Origin of the sequence: Halalkalibaculum sp. DA384, from assembly GCF_043951955.1 — a bacterium.
GTDB lineage: Bacteria > Bacteroidota > Rhodothermia > Balneolales > Balneolaceae > JAMQKA01.
On record NZ_JBINJE010000019.1, the window covers coordinates 1 to 22,355 of the forward strand.

At 51.4% G+C, this 22,355-nt stretch carries 17 protein-coding genes; 5 read left to right on the top strand and 12 right to left on the bottom strand.

The annotated features are described in order from the left end of the window. Window positions 1-207, top strand: a 207-nt coding sequence (locus tag ACG2E4_RS11615) for a hypothetical protein (RefSeq protein WP_395276665.1), incomplete at its 5' end; no start/stop codon positions are given. A 140-nt stretch (window positions 208-347) separates the two neighbouring features. On the opposite strand, the gene ACG2E4_RS11620 is transcribed toward ACG2E4_RS11615, so the two are convergent. From ACG2E4_RS11620 to ACG2E4_RS11630, 3 genes are all read right to left on the bottom strand, one after another. Continuing rightward, window positions 348-1,517, bottom strand: coding sequence for a Gfo/Idh/MocA family protein (locus ACG2E4_RS11620; RefSeq protein WP_395276666.1), 1,170 nt, complete (start codon window positions 1,515-1,517; stop codon window positions 348-350). Between the two features lie 129 nt (window positions 1,518-1,646). Next, window positions 1,647-2,405: a DUF1080 domain-containing protein gene (locus ACG2E4_RS11625; protein WP_395276667.1), complete on the bottom strand. Its 759-nt coding sequence runs from the start codon at window positions 2,403-2,405 to the stop codon at window positions 1,647-1,649. Window positions 2,406-2,660: 255 nt separating this feature from the next. Beyond that, the gene (locus ACG2E4_RS11630; protein ID WP_395276668.1) at window positions 2,661-3,212 is read right to left on the bottom strand and encodes a hypothetical protein; all 552 of its coding nucleotides are present in this window, start codon (window positions 3,210-3,212) and stop codon (window positions 2,661-2,663) included. An 820-nt stretch (window positions 3,213-4,032) separates the two neighbouring features. Between ACG2E4_RS11630 and ACG2E4_RS11635 the strand changes: the two genes are divergently transcribed. From ACG2E4_RS11635 to ACG2E4_RS11650, 4 genes are all read left to right on the top strand, one after another. Next, window positions 4,033-7,272 (top strand): SusC/RagA family TonB-linked outer membrane protein, encoded by a 3,240-nt coding sequence (locus ACG2E4_RS11635; protein WP_395276669.1) that lies wholly within the window; start codon window positions 4,033-4,035, stop codon window positions 7,270-7,272. Window positions 7,273-7,322: 50 nt separating this feature from the next. Further along, on the top strand, window positions 7,323-8,624 hold the full coding sequence (locus ACG2E4_RS11640; protein ID WP_395276670.1) for a hypothetical protein: 1,302 nt from the start codon (window positions 7,323-7,325) through the stop codon (window positions 8,622-8,624). A 120-nt stretch (window positions 8,625-8,744) separates the two neighbouring features. Beyond that, window positions 8,745-11,342: a M14 family zinc carboxypeptidase gene (locus ACG2E4_RS11645; RefSeq protein ID WP_395276671.1), complete on the top strand. Its 2,598-nt coding sequence runs from the start codon at window positions 8,745-8,747 to the stop codon at window positions 11,340-11,342. A gap of 192 nt (window positions 11,343-11,534) precedes the next feature. Then, complete coding sequence (locus tag ACG2E4_RS11650; protein ID WP_395261463.1) at window positions 11,535-12,026, top strand: GNAT family N-acetyltransferase; 492 nt, start codon at window positions 11,535-11,537, stop codon at window positions 12,024-12,026. 32 nt (window positions 12,027-12,058) lie between these two features. Here ACG2E4_RS11650 and ACG2E4_RS11655 read toward each other — a convergent pair whose 3' ends face one another. The 9 genes from ACG2E4_RS11655 to ACG2E4_RS11695 form a co-directional block, all read right to left on the bottom strand. After that, on the bottom strand, window positions 12,059-14,656 hold the full coding sequence (locus ACG2E4_RS11655; protein ID WP_395261462.1) for an alpha/beta fold hydrolase: 2,598 nt from the start codon (window positions 14,654-14,656) through the stop codon (window positions 12,059-12,061). Between the two features lie 19 nt (window positions 14,657-14,675). Next, complete coding sequence (locus ACG2E4_RS11660; RefSeq protein ID WP_395261461.1) at window positions 14,676-15,206, bottom strand: DinB family protein; 531 nt, start codon at window positions 15,204-15,206, stop codon at window positions 14,676-14,678. Then, window positions 15,199-15,981, bottom strand: a complete 783-nt coding sequence (locus ACG2E4_RS11665) for a lysophospholipid acyltransferase family protein (protein WP_395276672.1) — start codon at window positions 15,979-15,981, stop codon at window positions 15,199-15,201. Before ACG2E4_RS11665 ends, ACG2E4_RS11660 begins: the two co-directional genes overlap by 8 nt. A gap of 13 nt (window positions 15,982-15,994) precedes the next feature. Beyond that, window positions 15,995-16,756, bottom strand: coding sequence for a GNAT family N-acetyltransferase (locus ACG2E4_RS11670; protein WP_395261459.1), 762 nt, complete (start codon window positions 16,754-16,756; stop codon window positions 15,995-15,997). 243 nt (window positions 16,757-16,999) lie between these two features. Then, window positions 17,000-17,359, bottom strand: a complete 360-nt coding sequence (locus ACG2E4_RS11675; protein WP_395261458.1) for a hypothetical protein — start codon at window positions 17,357-17,359, stop codon at window positions 17,000-17,002. A 4-nt stretch (window positions 17,360-17,363) separates the two neighbouring features. Further along, complete coding sequence (locus tag ACG2E4_RS11680; protein ID WP_395261457.1) at window positions 17,364-18,113, bottom strand: ParA family protein; 750 nt, start codon at window positions 18,111-18,113, stop codon at window positions 17,364-17,366. A gap of 325 nt (window positions 18,114-18,438) precedes the next feature. Next, complete coding sequence (locus ACG2E4_RS11685; RefSeq protein WP_395261456.1) at window positions 18,439-19,071, bottom strand: sigma-70 family RNA polymerase sigma factor; 633 nt, start codon at window positions 19,069-19,071, stop codon at window positions 18,439-18,441. Between the two features lie 76 nt (window positions 19,072-19,147). Further along, window positions 19,148-20,212, bottom strand: a complete 1,065-nt coding sequence (gene holA, locus ACG2E4_RS11690) for a DNA polymerase III subunit delta (protein WP_395261455.1) — start codon at window positions 20,210-20,212, stop codon at window positions 19,148-19,150. A gap of 395 nt (window positions 20,213-20,607) precedes the next feature. Beyond that, on the bottom strand, window positions 20,608-22,104 hold the full coding sequence (locus tag ACG2E4_RS11695) for an asparagine--tRNA ligase (protein WP_395276673.1): 1,497 nt from the start codon (window positions 22,102-22,104) through the stop codon (window positions 20,608-20,610). Between the last annotated feature and the right edge of the window lie 251 nt (window positions 22,105-22,355).

Genomic DNA, 22,355 nt, shown 5'->3' on the forward strand with positions numbered 1-22,355 from the left:
GCGCGGAAGCCGAAGCAGGCGTTTGTGGATGTTGCACCGGTGAGGACTTTAATAGCGGGCAACCAGCGCAACGGACCATCAACATCCACGCCTGCTGAGGCTGCAGCGGGTGCCCCATTCTCTGCCTTGAGTTTTTGGTTCCTTTTGGGTCAAGCCAAAAGGAACAACTCTGTTTTAGAAAAACTGCTGCTTTTTTGGGCTTCCTAATCACCTTCCCTGTTCATTTTAATGATCAAAAAAATCACCGTATTGACTCCCATAGTATACGAATATTTCTCAATCGAATATGATATTTTACAGCCTGCCGGAGGGCGCAGGTACGAATTCAACATCGGAGCGAGCTGCTTTTACCAATCGAACGTTATCTTTTGACCGGTTTCCGCAGACTCATAAATTGCCATCAGAAGCCTTACATCGCGCAGCCCCATCTCCCCGGGTACCCGGCTCTCCCGGTCGTTGAGTACGCAATCCGCAAATGCATCCATCTGGAGCGCCTGTTGCGGAACATTCTGCAGGTTCATTGGCCCTTTATGCGTTTCGCCCTTAAGTCCCCCATAGCCGTACGCCGGTTCCAACCTGCAGAATCCCTCTTCGGTATCCACCTGGTGATAGTTGGCGTTGGAGGCATAACTGCTCTCCCCGTGCGCTTTGATCCCGCCCGGGAATTCAAACGTCCAGTAGATCGTCTCCTCAACTTCGCTAAAAAAATCGGGCCTGGTTTTTTTCGGGGTTCGGGCGGTCACCGACAGCGGCCGCTCTCCCATGGTATAAAGGGCAGCCTGGATTGCGTACAAGCCCACATCCATGAGCGGACCGCCCCCGGCCATCTCTTTGTCAATTCGCCAGCGGTTGGGATCAGTCAGCGTAAAGGAGAATCCACCGTTAATTTCACTGACGGGTCCGTAAAGCTCCTCCTGCCCAATCCGCATCACCTCCTGGTGGTGCGGCGTAAAATGCAGTCGATACCCCACGGAAAGTTTTTTGCCGGCATCCCGGCACGCCCGAACCATCGCCTCCGCATCGGGCACGGTCGTGGCCATCGGTTTTTCACAGATAACGTGCTTGCCCGCCTCTGCCGCCCGGATGGTATATTCGGCGTGCATGCTGTTGGGCAGCACTACGTAGATAATATCGATGTCATCATTATCGGCGATCTGATCGTAGGTTTCGTAGTTATAAATGTTGGACGCCGGGATGTTGTATTTATCGCCGTACTTTTTCTCTTTGGAGGGTGTACCCGTTACCAGTCCCGTTAGTTTGCAGAATTTTGTCTGTTGCAGGGCCGGCGCAAGTTGTCCCATTGCATAGCTTCCAAGACCGACCAGCGCTATGCCCAGCTTCTCATCTTCAGGCAGGGCCTCCCGTTTTTGCCACTTCTGGTAATAGTACAAGTGGTTATCCAGGAACGGATTACCGGTAGAAATACCGGGAAATACCAGCGTGGCGCCCATTCCCAGCGAAATACGTTTTAGAAACTCTTTCCTTGAAAACCCGTTACTTTTATCGTCAAAACTCATCCCTTTTCTCCTTACGTTTAGTTCTACAGAAAGATTATATGTGGCGTTGAAAAACCATCAACTCACCGGTGGAAACAAACCAGGTATGATGTACGAACTGACAGCCCGGCCTGATATCCGTGGCAGGTATCAGTCCAGTTCACGAAGCCAGATATTCCGGAAACTTACTTCATGGCTGTGATCCTGCAGCGATATCGGGGCTCCTCCTTCATAGGGTTCATATTCCGGGTGCCCGATATAGACAGTGGGTCCTTTCAACTCCGCCTTGTGGTGGATCATAATCCCATTCCAAAAAACAGTCAGGTAGGCCGGTTGGGCCACGGTGCCGTCATCATTAAAGACCGGGGCTTCAAACACAATATCATATGTCTGCCATTCTCCCGGTGCTTTGGCCGCATTTACCGCGGGGATATGTTGCTTGTATATGCTGCCGGCCATCCCGTTTGAATAGGTTTCGTTATTGTAGGAATCCAGCACCTGCACCTCGTACCGATCCTGCAAAAAGACGCCGCTGTTACCGCGATCCTGCCCCGTTCCCCCTTCTGGTTCAGGGGCGCGCCACTCAATATGAAGTTGAACGCTTCCAAAATCCTGCTTGGTTTCAATTCCGCCGGTGCCGGGCTTTACCGTCATGGCGCCGTCGTTCAGCGTCCACTGGACTTCTGATCCGTCGGGGTGCTGCCATTGCGAAAAGTCCGATCCGTCGAACAGTACGATGGCATCAGAAGGCGGGGCTCCATAGGATGAACCCGGCTCCACCTTTTCTGGAACCGGTTCCCAAACTTCGGTTTCTTCCGGTTCCATCTGGTTGTCCTGGGCAACGCATGAGGTGACGAAAAATACCAGTGCTACTGAAAGAGCTACTGCAAATGATGTAAATTCAGTCATTTTATAAATTTATTGGTTCAAATTTGCACCAGTTAATCTATTTAAAATGAACGATAGTTGCAGCTCCTCATTTCGCTCCTTTTCCAAACCCGGGAGCGCACTGTTTGCGGTTACTTAGATTGAGTGAGTGAGTGAGTGAGTGAGTGAGTCTGTGTGAGTCACCAAGTACCAGGTAATGCAAGACCGAAGGTACGACAGCCGGACGTTGTAACGGGCTGAATAATTGCACTAAAACCGGTCGATGTCTGCAGCAGATTAAACCGAGTCCGATTTCCAGACAGCTTCGTCTTCGTCGCTTGCAATGGAGCCTTCATATTGCCGAAATACGCGGTCGCCCAGTCTCCGCTCCATCCTGTCAACATAGGATCCCTGCCCCCTCTGCCGCGCGAAGCGACAAGCCCGGGCCAGCAGGTAAAGCACCATAAATGTGACTAATGCAGCTGTTACCGTACTCACAGGCTGGTTGACGATGTTACCATAGATAGCCTGAATATACGCAACTGCCTGGTTGAGCTGCTCCAGCAGGTGATTGATGGCCTGTCCCCCATAACGGTCATTAAAGGCCGCGGCGGTCAGCGTGTTATAATCTTCAATGATCGAACCGATATTCCTGATACGTTCAGGAGCCCGAAATATCTGCTGTAATGCCGGTAGAAACGAGTGTAGAGCAGCGCCCAGTTTCGCCAGGAAAGGTCCCTCTGCTGCCAGAACAATGGCCGTGCCCACTCCCGCCAACAGCTTAAACCCATATTCCAGGATAAATAGCGCGGGTTTAAACAGTATTCTGGCTGCTTTTGGCCAATTCATAATTCAATATTTTGGAATCTGTTTCTATTTTGCTTTACGCTGATTTCACATTGAACGCAGTCTCAAAGATAATAATTCTATTAGAGGTCATTGCAAAATCGTGGTTTACTCCCTTTTAAGAACTTTTTTCTTCCCCAGTTACGGTTCAAAAATCCGTAATTTGGGCATTCTCAAAAAGTTACTAAAAGCCTCTTCACTGGAAACGAGTTTTCCTATTTATGAACAAAACCAAAAGATTACCGATTGGAGATTGGCAAATTTGAAAGGTTATTTGTTGGATCCAGGATGGATACCATTCCTCATTAAATTCAACGTATGTGGAGGAAATAGCGGAAAACCTTGTATCTGGGCTGCCCTTTCAGCCTTGCAAGTTGCGGGTACATCGTGAGGAAGCACCTGCCTGAGGAGGTCGTAATTATATAATTCCCGCTCTATTTGCTATTCCACATCAATCATTGTACCTTTGCGGCGTTCGACTTCAGAAGAACCAATTTTTATTGATTTTTACGCATGAATTTTCCCGCAAAATCCAACATCTATAGCGCCATCTGCTGCATGGACAACCACTGTATGCAGTGTTGCATGTACTTTATGCGCTATGTCTGTTGGATGAAACGGGAAGCATGTATTTGATCTTAAGCCGGATATAACAAACCGGGGACGATCTGGAGCCCACTCATCCATCAGGTGAGTGGGCGTTTTTGTTTGTGCCTTTCTTGCCGGTGGATGCAGATGCTCCTCCCCCTCCCCTCCCATCCCAACACACGACCAATTCCATCACCCCAAAATCACAATCCACAACGAAGGAGTTATCTTCACCATGAAATATTTTTTACAAATCGCAATACTGGGTTTTCTACTCGGCATCTCGTCAAGCGGATTTGCCCAGGGTACCATCTCGGGTACCGTTACGGACGAAGCTTCAGGAGAAACACTACCTGGAGTCAACATTGTCATTCAAGGCACGACCACCGGTGCCGCAACCAACGTACAGGGCGAATATGAAATCAGCGGCCTCGAGGCCGGCACCTATACCGTACTAGCCCGGTTCGTGGGCTATGAACGGCAGACCAGGGAAGTCACCCTCGGTTCAGATGAGTCGGTGTCCCTGGACTTTGTACTCAGCCAGGGGGCCGTAAACCTGGATGAAGTTGTCGTCACCGGAACCGGCGGACCGGTTGAGAAGCGAAAAATTGGTAACAGTATCGGTTCTGTCAGTGCTGAACAACTCGATAATGCGCCTGTCCAGAACTTCTCCGATGTTATCCAGGGACGGGTTCCCGGGCTCAACGGCATGCCCTCCAGCGGGGTTACCGGAGAAGGAGCACGCATTCGCATTCGCGGTTCCTCGAGTCTGAGCCAAAGCAACGAGCCGATCGTTTTTATTGACGGCGTTCGCGTTGACCGCGGCGGCGGGTTCGGTGGCCTGGTAAATGCCGGTGGCGGGGCATCCCCTTCCAGGCTTGATGACATCAATCCCAAGTCAATCGAGCGGGTTGAAGTCCTCAAAGGAGCAGCCGCTGCTACCCTTTACGGCACAGAGGCTTCCAACGGAGTAATCCAGATTTTCACCAAAAGAGGCCAGGTCAGTGATCCTCAATTCGATTTCCAGGTAACCCAGGGAACGATCAACTATCCCAAAACAATACCCGCCAATACCGGATTTGCCCGTACCTCGGCCCAGGCAGACACAATGAGCAAGTACCTGGGGCGCGACGTGCAACGGTATGAGCTGGTTAGTGAAAACTATACACACAAACTGTTCGAAACCGGGTTTCAGCAAGAATACTCCGGTTCTGTGAGCGGAGGAAGCGAGGGGATCACCTATTACGTTAACGGGCGATGGTCCGGCGAAAACGGGCCGCTGAGCGGTGAACGCCTCCCCTACCCCGAAGGCTTCGGTCCGAGGGCCAACGATGAGTTGAGCAGGGCTCAAGGTACGGCCAACTTCAACATTTTTCCCTCCGAATTTCTTCAGCTGCGCGTAAACAGTTCCTACACCAATTCCAACCTGGAGACCTTCCAGACCGGCAACAATCCCTCCGGAGTCACATCCGGCGCCATGCACAGCAAACCGGAGCTGGTGAACCACGACAATCCATCTGGTACCTCCTACAATTCAACCGTACAGGAACGCCTGCAGCAAACCGTTTCGCAGGAAGTCAACAACTTCAATGGCAGTTTCGGTGCCAATTACCGGCCTCACAAGAATGTCATCCTTGATGGTACGTTTGGCGTAAATTACACCAGCCAGTTCAGCGAATCGCGGCGGCCTTTCGGATGGAATATCAACAATTATGCCAGCGAGGAGACCGAAGGCGCCCGGCGCACTTCCGACCGATCCAACCTGAACCTGACACTGGATATCAAGGGCACCCTGAGTAACGACATAAGTCCCCGGTTCACCTCCACGCTGATTGCAGGATTACAGGGGTTCAAGGAAGAGACCGTAATCCGCAGTGGCGAGGCGCTTGAGTTTCCGGGTCCCGGGCTCAACGTTACAGGGGCATCGGCCATACAGTCTACTGACGAAACCTTTGTCGAAGAAACGGAAGTAGGCGTTTTCCTGCAGGAACAGATCGGATTTGACGACTATATCTTTGCCACGATCGGAGGCCGTTACGATACACACAGTGCGTTCGGCTCCGAATTTAACGGCGTTTTTTACCCGAAAACCTCGCTCTCTCTTGTTCTTTCGGACGCGCCGTTCTGGAACGGAGTACGACCGATCTCTTCGCTCCGCGTGCGTGCCGCCGTCGGTCAGTCCGGGCTACAGCCGGGTGCATTCGATGCCCTCACAACCTATACATCCCAAACTTCGGCCGGCGGGCCGGGTATCGTCCCGGAAAACCTGGGAAATCCCAACCTGAAACCCGAGATCTCAACCGAATATGAACTCGGGGTTGATCTCGGGCTGTATGACGAGCGCATCACGCTGGAAAGTACCTACTGGGATCGGACCGTACGGGATGCGCTGGTCCAGCGCCAGTTCGCTCCCAGCGGCGGATTCACGGCAACCCAGCTCGTCAATATCGGTGAGCTGAAAGGGCGTGGCGTGGAGCTCAGCCTGGATGCACACGTAGTTGAATCGAACGACTGGAACGTCAACATTTTTGCCAGCAGCTCCTACTTGTGGGAGCAGATTACCTCCCTGGGCGGCGCTCCTCCTATCAAGGTGGGGGGCACGTATCCCCGATACCGGCAATTCCTGATTGAGGGATATGCGCCGGCTACCAACTTCGGAGCCCAGCTCCGGGAAACCCCGGAGGGTACCTATCCGCTTGACCGCCGGGGACTGCTGCAAGCGCTCGGCCGCAGTTACAGCTCGGTAGAAGCGGGGCAACCTGCCAGTCGACAGCTGGTGCTGGACTACCTCGCCGCCCTGACGCCGCAGACTGCCAGCCTGGAGGATCTCAACAACTTTGTTCTGCTGGCTGACCGGGACGGCGACGGCGACGCCCTGGACCATCATCTCGGGAAGCCGACACCCGACTGGCAGGGCTCGTTTGGCGGTTCCGTGTCATTCAAAAACTTCCGCCTTTCCACGCTTTTTGAGTACAAAGCGGGGAACTACTACGTCAACAACCTGACCGATGGATTCAGGCAGCGAAGTGCCGGTATTGGACGAAACACCCCGGCCTCCGCACGGGTGGAACGCGACTTTGTAACCGGCGGAGTGACCGACAACAACACAGCGGCAAACAACGCGGAAGTCCGACTGCAGGCGTCGGAGGAATGGTTAAACGAACTGCTCGCCCTCGACCCATTTGCCGGACTCAATACCATACAGCAGGCAGATTTCCTGCGTCTCAGGGAAGTAAGCCTCACCTACAACGTGCCTCAGGCCACGATCAACAAATTGAACGTCAGGAATCTTTCGTTGTCGATATCGGGACGAAACCTGGCGCTCTGGAGCAAATATCCCGGAATTGATCCCGAAGTAAACGCCATCGGTCGCGGCGGCGGAACCGACCTGGAAAACAACTTCCTGCTGGGAACCGATGCGTGGAACATGCCGATTCCGCGCGAAATCATCTTCACCCTCAACGTGGGAATATGACAAACTCAACACAGGTATTTCTAAACACTTATAAACGAATTCAATCTGCTATGTTTTACCCATTTAAAAAACTGAATAACGGACTTCTCGCGTCGGCGCTACTCCTGGGCCTCCTGTTTACGGGATGCGATATCCTGCAGGTAAACAATCCCAACAGCCTGGTGGAAGAAGACCTTGCCAATCCCGTGGCGGCCTCTTCCATCGCCAACGGCGCTGAAGCGACCCTGGTGGAAGGACTCGGCCAGATTCTGGCTCCCTACTCAACGGCCACCGACGAACTGACCTGGATCGGTACGCGGGACGGCTGGCAACAGCTTGACCAGGGACGGGTCAGCGAGCCCGTCAATGAATTTACCGACGCCTCCTTCCTGGCGTTATCGGAAGCCAGGTGGACCGCCGACGAGGCGATCCGGCGACTGGAAGAGTTCCGATCAAACGGCACGCTTCAAGACAAAACCAGCCTGATACGAAGCTACTTCTACGGGGCAGTCGTTTACATCACTATTGCGGACAGTTACGACAATTTCGTCTTTTCCGACCGTGAGGAGGCGGCCCCGGCAAAAGGGGAAGAAAACATGGACCAGCTTTACGATACGGCCGTCGGTTATCTGAATTCCGGTTTGGAGCTGACAGGCTCGAATACGGGCAACTGGGAGGCACGACTGCTCGCGGTGCGGGCGCGGGCCAAATTCTCACAATCGCTATGGAACAAGCTTAATCCAGATACAGATACGGGTAACCCCCTGGTCGAAAACAGTGAGGCATCCCAGGACGCTTCCGCAGCCCTGGCATTACTGGGGCAAAACGACTGGCGTTACCAGCTGGAAGTGACCCCTGAAACCGCCGAAAATGATCTGGCCTACCAGGTTAATGACCGGCTGGAGCTCCGCATCGGGAATGCCTATGCTGTGCCAACCGAAGATGGAACGCGGGTCGACAGCGTATCTCTCAGGGACCCGATTGACGACATCGCGGCTCCGGCCCTCGTCTCTGCGGTCAACGAATTTGTGAGTGCCAACCTGTACGCCAACTATACCCTGATCTCGGAACGCGAGCTTCGCTTGATCATCGCCGAGGATGCCCTGGCCGGCAACGACACGAATACGTTTGAAGACCAAATCAATGAGATCCGCTCTCTTGACCAGCTTTCCGAGTATACCGGTCAAATTCCGCCGGTCGAGTTGCTGGAGCACAGCCGGAGGGTAAACCTGTTCCTGCAGGGACGCCGTCTGGCCGACCACTACCGTTTTGGGTCAGATTCTCCAGAATGGGGAGCCAACCGGGATGAACCCGGAACCTTTTTCCCGATAACCATTACCGAAATTCGGGCCAATCCCAATATCAGTTTTTAGGATATAAACCAGACTTTCCACTCGCGGGGCGGGAACACGTATACGCCCGGCGGGTGAGAAAGGAATCTGAAGCGAGTACACATAATTACAGCTGTTAACGTTCAAAAACGACTCTGAATCATGACATACGCTAACGACTACACAAAATTAGGGATACTGCTTGCTGCGGTGTTACTACTGCCGACCAGTACGTTTGCCCAGCAAGATTACTACTTTAAGGATGATGCCACCTTTGACGAGGCTATTCCCACTCCCCAGGAGTTTTTCGGCTACGATATCGGTTCACACTATACCCGGCATGACCGTATTGTGGACTATTTCGAGAAGCTTGCGGAAGTTTCGGATAAAGCGTCGTTCCAGGTGATCGGGGAAACCTATGAGCATCGCCCGCAGGTGGTATTGACGGTCACATCCGCCGAAAATCATGCAAACCTGGAGCAGATCCGTAAAAAACACGCTACGGTGCTCGATCCCTCTGTGCCGGCACTCGACCCGGACACCGATCCCGCCGTGGTAGCGCTGGATTACAGCGTGCACGGCGATGAAACCTCCAGCGGCGAAGCAGCCCTGCTGACGGCCTATTATCTTGTTGCAGAACAGGGAACCGAAACGCAGACCTTCCTGGATGAGGCTGTCATACTGATCGATCCTGCCCAGAACCCCGATGGACGAGACCGGGCCGCCAGCTGGCACAACGGCTACAAATCTTTTCCCCCGGTGGCCGATCCCGCTGATCGCGAGCATGAGCAGGCCTGGCCCGAGGGGCGCACCAACCATTTCTGGCACGATCTGAACCGTGACTGGTTTGCCGTCACGCAGAAGGAAAGCGAACATCGCCTCGATTTTTATCACAAATGGTATCCCAACGTGCAGATCGACTTCCACGAGATGGGAACCAACAGCACCTACTACCTGGAACCCACCAAGCCGGTACGTACCTGGAATCCGATTGTCCCGGACTATCACTACGAAGTGCTGAATCCGCTGCTGGCGCAGTATCAAACGGAAGCGCTGGATGAGATCGGCTCGCTTTACTGGACCAAAGAGGTCTTTGATAACATCTCCCCGATCTACGGATCCACCTATCCCGATATCCAGGGCGGCGTGGGTATCACGTTTGAAGTGGGGAGTTCCCGTGGTCTCGTACAGGAAAGCACCTCCGGAGAGGTCACATTCCGTTCCACCATCCGAAAGCACCTGGTTACCGGAATTGCCACTGTAAGAGCTGCCGTAGGAGAAAAAGAAACTCTTTTTGAATACCAGAAAGATTTCTATACCTCCGCAATCGAAGAGGCCGGGCAGCAACCGGTCAGGGCCTATGTCTTTGGAGATGCCAATGATCGCACGCTGACCAACAAGTTCCTGGACCTGCTGCAGACGCACCGGCTGGACATCCACCAGCTCAGTCAGAATCTTGAGCTGGATGGCAAGCAGTTTCAGCGGGGCAACGCATATGTAGTACCCACCGAACAGGTTGGATACCGTACCATTCACGACATATTTGAACCCAATACCAACTTTCCCGACAGCGTATTTTACGATATCACCGCGTGGTCGCTTGTACAGGGCTACGGCATCAAATATGCCGAGTTCGAATCCAGTGACTACCGGGAGTACCTGGGAGAAACGGTCTCGAAACAACCTGAACAGACAGGGTCTGTTGTTGGAGGCTCTTCAGACTATGCCTACCTCCTGTCCTGGGACGACTATAACGCCCCGCCGGCTCTCTACCACCTGCTGGACCAGGATGTCCTGGCGAAGGTGGCGTTCAAGCCGTTTACCTCGGCCACCAGCCGGGGACAAAAAGAGTTCGGCTACGGGTCCATCGTCGTACCTGTAAATGGGCAGGATATCAGCCGTGCAGCCCTGTTTACCAAAATCAAAGAGGCTGCTTCTTCATTCGGTGTCAACTTTTATGCGGTAGATACCGGCATGACGCCGTCCGGCATCGACCTGGGCAGTGGAAATATTCAACCGGTTAAAAAGCCGGAGGCGGCATTAATTATCGGAGAGGGTGTCAGTGAATATGAAGCCGGAGAAGCCTGGTTTCTTCTCAACAAGCACCTGCAGATGGGAGTAACACGCCTGGCCAAGACGACCCTCCGGGAAACCTCCCTGGATCGCTATAACAACCTGATTATGGTAGACGGAAACTACAGCGATCTCGATTCCAGTACTGTTGCCAAGATCAGGCGCTGGATCAACGACGGCGGCAACCTCATTACCGACGAAGGCGCTTCCGAATGGGTGATTGAGCAGGATATCATTACCGATGATCTGCTGAAAACATATGAAGATAGCACGCGGAAGACCGTGCGCTACAATTATGAAGAACAATCTGACCGCTACCTGGCCAATACCATTCCCGGGGTGATACTGGAGGCCGATATAGATCCTTCAAACCCGATCGCGTTTGGGGTGCCCAGCCGGTCCCAGCTTTTCCTGAAAGACAGCAACACCTTCCTGAAACCGAGTGAAAACCCGTATTCAACGGTTGCCCGGTATACGGACGAGCCCCTGATCGGCGGTTATGCCAATGATGAAAATATCGACAAAATAAGCAATACCGCCGCTATTGTAACCAGCAGCGAAGGCAGGGGCAATGTCATCCTGTTTGCGGATAACCCGAACTTCAGGAGCTACTGGCACACCACCAGTCGTCTTTTCCTGAACGCGCTGCTGTTTGGGCAACACCTGGAAACCTACGACGTGTATTAATGCAGCAGATGGCTTTGCAAAACACTGGTTTCAAAGTCGTCAAAGTTAATGGTGTCTTAAAACCTCCGGGGTCTTCAAAACCCTGGAGGTTTTTATAATTCAAGTTTTATCACCTGTGTTAAGACGCTTTGTAGTTTGCCTCTGTTCTTCTAACTTTGCGAATAGTTATAACGGTCACCAGTCAATACTTTCATGATACGAACGGCTCAAAAAGAAGATCTCTCTGCCATTGATTACATCTACAACCAGGCGATATATGCCGGATTCTGCACGGGACATATTCAACCATTAAAAGAAGATCTGCGAAACAGGTGGTTTAACCGCCACAATCCGCATGAATATCCCGTCTATGTCTTTGAGGAAGAGGACCAGGTACTCGGATGGGCTTCACTTTCCCCCTACCGGGAGGGACGGGAGGCACTGAGGGAAACAGCTGAACTCAGCTACTATGTCGACTTTAAATACCACGGGCGGGAGATCGGCACCCAGTTGGTAGAACACTGCCTTGATCAATGCTCCGTGTTAAACAAGCGGGTACTGATCGCTTTTATCATCGACGGAAATGACGCCAGTGTCGGGCTGCTGGAAAAGAATGGATTTAATGAATGGGGATACCTGCCGGAGGTGGTTAAACATGAGGGGGAAATACGAGGTCAATCCATCATGGGGAAAGTTGTGGGATAACCATAAAAGACACGCTCACTGCAACGAATAATTCACCTGCTCCTGTAGTCTATTACCCTTTGTATCAACTCTGTAACCGTGTCGGGTTTGTGGCCCCGTTCCCGGTTCATCCCCCCTATCTCAAACGCAATGCGCCACTGATTTCGCAACATTTTTTGAGCTTGAAAAAACGTGTATTGGGGATCATAAATAATTGTGCTCTCGGATGTTACGCCATTGACCTCAAGAACTTTTATATTTTCGCCGTTTTTCAATTTTTCTTTGGATGGAACCCGCACATCCAGCCTTCCAAAATAAAAACCGTGCAGGTGAGAGGTGATATCATCCACCTGTTCAGCCAGTTCCCTGGTAGCGAGATGCGTGGCATCAAAAAACCGCGCGCCGCGTGCGTGGACCCCAAGCCTGACGAGGGGAATCTTCTCCCCTTTTTCCGGGACTTCGTAAAGATGATCCTGGTGTTCCCTCAAATGAATTTTGGCCCGTGACACCGCCTCGTCATCCCGCAGTATGAGTTCTTCGAGGGTATGTTCCCCATCTCCCGTTAATGTAAGCAGCCGCTTTTTTGTGATTGAGAGGATGGATCCCCTTTCTTCTTCCGGGTAACGGTAATAAAAAATTCCGAACTCTTCCCCGCTCGCATATTCCTGGATAATCAGTTCATAATCGATCCCTTGCAACATTTCCCGCAGCTGCTCCTCATCATGCAGCTCCTTCACCCCGGTGCCCCGCTGCCCGACATCCGGCTTTGCTATCACCGGAAAATTCAGCTGTTGCTCCTCGATAAATTTTTCGGCTTCAGCAACCTTTTCCCGGTCTTCCAGATCGGACGATATTTTCCTGAAGGCGGGCACCACTCCACTCGCTTTGAGGCCTTCCAGTATGTCAGACTTGGATTCCCCGATGAATCCCCCGCCCGGGATACCGGGATTCGCAGCCGTAAAGACCGTAAGGGACCGATGTTTGATGCCAAGATAGGCGATATAACAGCATATTGGTGCATAGATGATGTATGGCGACCAGTACTCCCACCTGGTGAGCCGGCGCCAGCGGGAAAGTACCATTCGTCGACCCCGCCAGGTGACCGCCGGCAAAATGAATTTTACGAACAGAAATAGTAAAAGGATGATGACCGGGATCACCCATATTGCGTATTCCTGGTATACCTGGAAGTAACGAAGCAGTTCGGTTCCCACCAGCATCGAAATACCGACCAGAAGAGGCGTCCAAAGTATCCCGGCAAGCAGAAAATAGAAAGCAAACATAAACAGCCTCATTCCTATCATGCCGGCACTGAAGTAGGTGGGAAAGCGGCTGCCCGGTATAAAGCGACTGCCGATAATAATCATCGGTCCCCGCACTTTGAACCAGTCGGCACTGCGTTCCAGATCTTTTTCCGAGACGAACCACCTGAACGGCGCCCGGCGTATGGCCGGTTTCCCGATCCACCGACCTATCAGGAAGATGGCGAAATCACCGATAACGATACCCATAAAACAGGCCAGTGTAGCCGGCACAAACCCGATAATCCCGCGTGCTGCAAGCAGTCCGGCACCAATCCCCCCCAGATCTTCGCTGATGAAGGTGGAAAAGATGATGATGAGCATCAAGATATAGAGAGTCAATCCCTCTACCTTGGCAAAGTTGATCTCCTTGAACGGTTTTTGGGATTCTCGTACCCGTTCTTCCGGCGCCTCTGAGTAGGTGAGGGCTTGGCCGGTCTCTACCTGACGGATAAATTCGTTGATATCTCCTGATATTTTCCCGGCCCTCGTTTTAACGATGGCATGTCCCCCCTCATACAGTATCAGCTTGCTCTGCGGCACCAGCCGGTGATGTTCATTGGCAGCAGCCAGTGGCACAAGCCCGTCTTCTTTTCCGTGTTGAATAAGCATCGGTTTTTTATACTGCTTCAGGTACGTTCGCAACGGGCGTTGATCGGAGTCGTAAAACGTGCGTGCATAGGGTACGTTTACGGGAATATCGCTCAGCAGACCAAAATGTGGAATTGCTTCATGCATCAGCCACACGAGGAACAGCTGCCCCCCGTGGACCGCATGGTTCAGGTGGTAGCTGCCCAGCAGCTCCAGCTCCTGCACGCCTATGCCGGAAAGCATCACGATGGAGGATACGCGTTCGGGAAAGAGGTGCGACATCTGTATGGCAACCCCCGCCCCCATGCTGTATCCTACGAGGTGGGCGCGGTCGATTTCCAGGCTATCCAGCACCTGGTCCATGTATACCGAGAAAGACTTCATGGAGTAATCCGGTATTTCCCGGCTTGAGGCATCGTAGCCCGGGAAGTCCGGGGCAATCACCCGGTTCCGGGCAGACAGCGTCTCAACCAATTCCGGTAAAAAAGGAACGCCCACCGGACTCCCGTGCAGCAGGAGAATCACCGGAGGCTTTTCCTCATCCCCTCGGTATTCATCCCGATAGGCAATTTTAAGCGGCTTGCCTGTCAGTACCGAGTCGCCCTCAACCTGGTTCACCGTCAAATGCTGCTGGCCGGGTTCCAGGTCGTGGTTGTCGGGCTGCAGGTATTGCCATACATGGGAGAGAAAGAGCAGGCCGATGTAGATGATTGCTACACGTTTCCATCCCTGAAACCAAGAAAAACGCTTGTCATCCATTTATCTCCTGTCTGAAGGCTTACCCCGTCGGCCGGTCTTGCAGCTGCGTTTCGTAGCGGAGGGTGGAGGGAGCCACGCCAAAATATTCATCCGGGGTGTAGCCCTGAATTCTGAGAATAATCGCTATTAACGCGTAATGGTGTACCGTATGGCTTATCATAAACTGAAGTTCCCGCCCGAAACTGGACCTGCTCCAGCAGTAATCTCCGCGTTCGCCAATTTCATTGTTTTTTATCAACAGTTTTTGATCCGCACCAGCTGTTAAGGCTTCAAGCTGACCGGCGACCTGCTGTGCGACCGAAATGGCATGCAAGCGGTCGGTTTCAAGCTCTTCGTCCCGTTTGCGTGCATCGTAGTCGACCCTGCCCTCGGAATGGGACAACAGGGCGATATAGTGCTCGAGCACGTGCCGCATATGCCGACCGACACCACTTTTGTGATGGGGGGAGTCAACATTTACGTACAGGTCATCGCTGATATCATCTAACAGCGAGATTCCCTGCTCTACAAAATGAATGTTTGTGGCTGCGAGTGCTCCTGCTTCATTCATATATTTTCTGCCTGCCTTTTACTACCGGTCGAAATTGATCGCTGACGCGCCGGTGCAACCGCCGGGCCAGTACTTTCCTGTCGTTGTCACTCACTTTTTTACTGCCGAACTTAACAACCGCACGGATTGAAGGCAATGTGAGCATCTTGAAAAAATGGTCCAAAAATGTCATGTCTCCCCACCAGCAGACCCACTCCTCTGCGGATTTCTCTGAGCCGGGTGTGGCGTAAGTAATTGATGCGTAAGATACAGGAAAATTCCGAGAGGCCGCATACTGGAGCAATGAAGATTTAAATCTTTTTACCTTCTCCCCTTTGGTAGTTGTTCCCTCCGGGAAAATGATAATCCCCTGCCTGCTGCTAATATTTTCCTCAATCAAACGATTTACCCTGGGAATATCTCTTTTCAGCGTCCGGTTGATAAATATGACATTGATGTCCTGGGCCATTCGACCGAGCAACGGCCATGACCTGACCTCGCTTTTGGCCACAAATACACAATCCGTGGTGATAAAAAAAGGAAGAACATCCAGGTAGCTGAGATGATTGCACACCATAAAGAAAGGAGGTTCGGGAGGCATTCCCTCCACTTCAATATCCAGGCGAATAATGGCAGCGGCACTTTTAGCCCACCGGCGGACCATCGCGTTGCGCCATGTAATGGAATCTCTGCCTGCAAGTAACAGGAAGCCTCTTCCCGCCAGGTATCCCAAATATAGTCCCACGGTAACTGTAAAAAAACCTACGGAGCGGGCCAAGACCCTCAGGTATGCCATCTGATATTTTTTGCTACTTGAAAAAAAGCGTTCGCGTTCGTTCATCCAGTGCCTCGGTATCAAGTATAACAAGATAATCAATTGTTTTGAACTCTCGATCGATAGCCGGAGGACTACAGACTTTGGCCCCGAGATCCATGTAGAGACGGAAAAGCTGGGGGAGTTTCACTTTTTGGGAGTCAACAGGATCGAAATCTGCAGGCGGGCACCGGTAGTCTGGCCTGGTTGGCACGTACAGCTGGCCATGGGTCAAGTTGTTTTGCTCCAGGTATTCCATCACCAGCCAGGCTTCCCGGGGGTCCTGGCTGGTGATGGAACAGCAGCCAAAAAGATACCGACTGTCGGTATGCGTCATATATTTTGCAATTCCCCGCCACAGCAGGTACAATACACGCCCGCTGCGGTGCTCTTTATGGATGCATGCGCGCCCGACCTCCACAGATTTTTCCAGAATACTGGGGGGAAGGGAATGTATCTGATACTCGTGCTCGGTATAAAACCCGTTGTTCTGCCGGGCCATGGCATGCGTTTGCATACGATAGGTGCCGATAACCGCACCACTGCTCCGCTCAATCACCACCAGGTGGTGACACTGCCTGTCATAGGGATCGACATCGCGTTCCAGCTCGTACGATTTGTCCAGTCCCTCACCGAGCTCCAGGTTAAACACGTTAAAACGGAGACGCTGGGCCGCCTCCAACTCACGTTCATCCCGGGCAAAGCGTACCAGGTAGCGGTTGTTATCTACCAGATTATGAGGAAGCCCCTGCATCATATCAATTCATTGATCTTCGAAACGCGGGCTTGGCACCCCGGTCTCGTGAAGCACCAGACCCTGAACAAAAAGATATCGAACAGATATCACAAAATGGTGACCAAGTCACAAATCGTAAATAAAGCAGAAGTGCTATAAAGGGCAATAAACCGGACACGTCGCTGCGCTACTTAAAGAATCGATTATGATCGTCTGTCTGGTGCTGCTCTTCCCATAATTACTGAATGGAAGTAAGGAATCGCGCTACCGGTGGCCATGGCGTTCAAGCCAGGCCTTCAACGCCCTGCTGACCAGCGTGGAGTAATAACTTCCATTTTCATCCGCTATATTTTTCAGGCGCTGTACAAGGTTGACCTCCAGGTAATAGCTGACCACCTTTTTTTCAGGCGTCTTCTCCTTTTCGTCGTAGGGTTTAAACGCATCCGGTTCCCCCTCTTGTTCCTTATCCAGTCGGATACTGATCTTCTCCTCCTCTTCGCTCTCACTCTCCGGTATCTTTTGTTTTTGGGGACGAGCGTTTATATCACGGATAAATGAATAACTCGCGGAGTTGACATTAAATCCGATCGGCGTACTACCTAAACTCTTCTTCTTATTATTCATGGGATTAATGCCCATTTTTAATCTCTTTAGCCAACGCCATATAATCCTGTGCCCCATAGCTTTCCGGAGCGTATTCAAATATTGTTTTATGGTGGCTGGGAGCCTCGGCAAGCGCCACATTATCCCGTATCAGTGTCTCAAAAACCTTGGCGCCGAAATAATCCCTGATATGTCCCACCACCTCGTTATTTAAATTCTTGCGGCCGTCAAAAAGGGTACAGATGATGCCTGATATCTCGATGTCGGAATTCAGGCGCTGCTTTACCACCTTGATTACATCCATCAGTTTTGACAGCCCGTGGAGGGCCAGATATTCAGACTGAAGGACAATAAAAATTTCACTGACCGCCGTAAGGGCATTAAGCGTAAGCAGGCCCAGGTTGGGCGGACAATCGATCAGCACGTAATCATATTCATTCAGGTTGTCGAGGCTGTGCTTCAGGAGCGTCTCCCGTGCCGGTTCATTGGCAAATTCCATCTCTGCCCCCGACAGGTCGATGGACGCGGGCAAAATGTCAAACCCATTGTGACTGATCAGTGCCTCCTCGGGTGGTGCACTGCCCTTTAAAACGTCATAAATGGTTTTGTCAATACGTTGAGAGTTCATCCGCAGCGAATAAGTTAAATTCGCCTGGGGATCGAGGTCCACAAGTAACACTTTTTTCCCCTGCAGGCACAAGCCGGCACCCACATTGATCGTTGATGTTGTTTTGCCTACCCCGCCCTTTTGATTGGTAAAAGCGATAGATCTCATAGCCGTCTGTAAATTGTTTATTTAAAACCGTTTGTAGATGTTTCTTCTGTCTTCTTTTATTAAAAGAAAGCAAACAAAGAATTTTGTTACAAACTTTATAGAATTCTAATGTAATAAATCGTAAAACGCCTGGAATATACTGTATAGCCGGTGGAAAAATTACGTGTTTCCGTGGTTGAAACCCCAAGGCTTATTATTAGGGCTTTATTAAAAGGATTTTCGAAACCGATGTTTTGGCCAACACCTGTATTTTTGCAAATCTCTCTAAAATACAAAAGGCGTCCCATTTGCATGAGACGCCTTGCTGCCGTTGGTAATCTTTCTTTTACATTTGACTATAACGCGGCTGCGATTCGGGCTTGGGGTATACATACTGTTCAAGTATCTCCTGCAGCTGGGCCCGTCCCCGGTTGATCCGCGATTTAACGGTGCCCATCGGATTTCCTGTCATTTCTGAAATCTCTTCATAGGAAAGTTGCTGAATATCGCGCAGCACCACCACTTCCCTGAAGTTTTTATTCAGCTTCATAAGGGCTTTCTTTAGCTGCTTAATGCACATTTTTTCGTGCAGGGAATCGTCTTGCAGAATACTGTTGTCCTCCAGATCCATTTTTCGATCTTCCGGGTCACCCGGATCTTTGTGAATGGTCACAGTCGTCATCCTCTTCTTTTTCTTATACAAACTTTTGGCAAGGTTAAGTGCGATGGTATACATCCAGGTCGAAAATTTGGCAATTCGTTCATAGGAATGTCGGCTTCGGTACACCCGGAGAAACGTCTCCTGCACCAGATCTTCGCAGTCCTGGTGGTTGTGGGTATAGCGATAAAGAAAGTTGTGAAGGCGGTCGGTGTACCGTTCAACCAGCAGGTTAAATCCCTCTTCATATCCTGCCTGAAAATGTTCCATCAGATCTTCATCACTGTAATCTTGCAGTTGGCTTCGTGTAAGAGCTTCCATAGTCGGAATCCCCGGTTTTATGTTGCGATTCACTCGTTTAAAGCGAAAACCAACGGCCCGATAAATACAGATCGAATCAGTTGATAATTCGCTTGATCAACAAGAGAAGAATCGTCGTGGGATCCACGGAGGTAAATCCTTTGGCAGCGCGGTCGGCGTCAAGCAGTGCTTCGAATACGCGAGGCATATCGCGAAGCTCATATTTCGAGGCATCCTGCCAAAGCTTGTTGAAGTACCAGCTGTTGCTGACTCCCATCGCTTCCTGGATTTCTGCCTTGGTATTACCCTTGGCGGCAAGACGTCGAATCTGCCAGACATTTGAAAACACGCTGTAAAAGAACCCCACGGTACGAATGATTTCTCCCGTGTCTGTCTTAGAGTGTTGCAACATCTGTTCCGCTATGAAAAGCGACTGCTCCAAATCACGTGAAAGGAGGGCATCTTTGAGCTCAATCGCCCCATACTCTCTGTAAAGGCCGATAATTTCTTTAACGTCGCTTTCGTCAATATTTTCAGAAGTGTCTACAAAAGTACACACTTTATCTATTTCTGTGGACACCAACTGCAGGTTTTGACCCACAAACTGGGCCAGCATCTGGGCGGCACCTGGAGATATTTTTTTGCTGTGTTCGCGCTGTGTCCACTCAATGATCCAGTCGGGCAGCCGCCAGTCGGGGATCTCCTTGAACTGGTAGAAGCCCACATTCTTATTTTTCTGAATCGCTTTCCCAATTTTGGTCCTCCCGTGTGGCTTTTTGGAATCAAAGATTACCAGCAGAGTGGTCGGATTGGGATTTTCCAGATAGGGCAGCAGGTCGTTGACAGTGCCACCCCGGCCGTCGGACGATGCGGTGGCAGTGCCCAGGTTGCCGAAATCGCGGAGTACCACCACGCGGTACTCGGCCATCATCGGATAGCTTCGAATCACCGAGAGAAGTTTTTCAGGCGTAATATCCCGCCCGTAGAGAAGATCAAAGTTGAAATCCCGGTTCGTTTCGGGAACAAGCGACTCGGTAGCCTTTTCCAGCCGATCGAGAAAGAACTCCTCTTCCCCGCAGAAAAAGTATACTGGTTTGCGGTCATCGCTCTTGAGCGCCTGCAGAGCATCCCGAAATTTTTCTATGCTGGTCTTTTTAGCCATGGCTGGGAAAATCTAAATTAGTCAGTCCAAAATCCATTTTTTCGACTAAAAATGATTGAATTTGAGAGTTGTTTTCCTGCGGAAAAACAGAGTTACATGCTAAAATTCGCCACGCTTAGCTATACGACAACAAGCTTATAGCATTTGTTAACCATGTTCCAAAGGCCGAAGATCAACCCTTTTTTCGATCCGGTTTCGTTCAAAATATTGAGGCCCACCCAGTCAATATGTTCTTTTAACGCCCGTCTTTATCTTTAGGGGCCTTTGCAGAACCTGCCATTTTGTTGGGAGGCGGTTGTTCCACCGACCTTGGCGACCTTTTAACGGGAGCACAACTCCCTCAGAACGAGGAATTGAGGGTTTGGCAAAGCCCTTTTTTAGAAAAGAGGAATGCATTAAGGGCGCAGCCGACCCAGCATCCGGGGAAATGGAATCGTCTCACGCACGTGATCGAGTCCGCAGAGCCATGCCACGGTGCGCTCCAGTCCCAATCCGAAGCCGGAGTGCGGTACGGAACCATAACGGCGTAAATCGAGGTACCAGTTGAAGAGATCTTCCGGCAGTTCGTGCTCCTCAATCCGCTTTTTCAGGGTTTCCAGGTCATCCTCGCGCTCACTGCCGCCGATGATTTCGCCGTAGCCCTCCGGTGCCAGCACGTCACAGGCCAGGGCCAAATCTACATCTTCGGGATCCCGTTTCATGTAGAACGCTTTGATTTCGGCCGGATAGCGATGCACGATAATCGGGGTTTCGTACTGCATCATAAGGATCGTCTCGTCACTGCCGCCGAAATCGGTGCCCCATTCAAAATTCAGCGCCGACTCTTTCCAGGTCGGGATATTGCGCAGATCCTCTTCAATCTGGTCCATCCGCGCGGCAATCTCCCGAATGCGTTCATCGATCTGGGCTTTGCGCCACTTTTTGGCCGAGCCCCGCTCCTTCCGGATCTCCTCTCGCTCCTTCTCCAGCTCGCCGTATTCCTGCTTTCGATCCTCCGTCATCTGTTCCAGCAGGGCAGCCGTTTCATCGCTTTTGAGGGTCTCAACAGCCTCGGAATAGGAGATGCGCGGGAACTCATTATTTACAACCGACTCGAGGGCCGCTGTATCCCGTTCTAGAATATCAAGCTCTCTGGAGCGTCGGTCGAGCACCTGCCCCACAATCGCCTTGATAAAATTCTCTGCCAGATCCATATTCATCTCCAGGTCGTAGTAGGCCATCTCCGGTTCCACCATCCAAAATTCAGTTAGATGGCGGCGCGTTTTACTCTTTTCGGCACGAAATGTGGGGCCAAACGTGTAGATGAGTCCATGTGCCATCGCCATCGCCTCCCCATACAGTTGTCCGGATTGTGTGAGATACGCCTTTTCATCGAAATATTCCGTTTCGAACAGTGTGGTGGTGCCTTCGGCGGCGTTGCCTGTAAAAATCGGGGCGTCCATCTGAACAAAATCGCGCTCCTGGAAAAACCGGTGAATTGCCCAAATAATTTCATTGCGCACCCGCATGGCGGCCCACTGCCGCTGGGAGCGCAGCCACAGGTGGCGGTTCTCCATCAAAAAATCGACCCCGTGCTCTTTGGGAGTGATCGGGTAATCCTCGGCGATCTGGTGAACCCTGATATCAGAAACGTGCATTTCGTATCCCCCGATACTGCGCTCGTCCTTGACAATCCGGCCGGTTACCTCCAGCGAGCTCTCCTGGCGCAGGGAGTCTGCCGCCTGCCAAACGTTTTCAGCCACATCCTCCCTTGAAACAACGCACTGGCAGATGCCGGTGCCGTCCCTCAGCTCCAGGAAATACAAGTTTTTGCTGCTCCTGTAGTTATAAACCCACCCTTTGAGCGTTACATCCTGATCTTCGTGATCGGCTAGATTTTTAATATAGATCATTGGCACCAAATTTAGCTGATTTTTTACAGTCGTTCATGTATGTGAAATGCCGGATAAATTGAGGCAAAATGTATCCAAGAATAGCAGTTATTACAAATACAATCAAAGGAACAGGTAGCGGGTTTTGATGGAACCGGGGTTAACGGAGTACAACTCCCTCGGAACGAGGAATGGAGAGTTTTGCAAAGCCCTCTTAAAAGGGGCTGGAACATCGGGGTATTTTTCCTTTTAATTGACCGCAATAGTTTTTA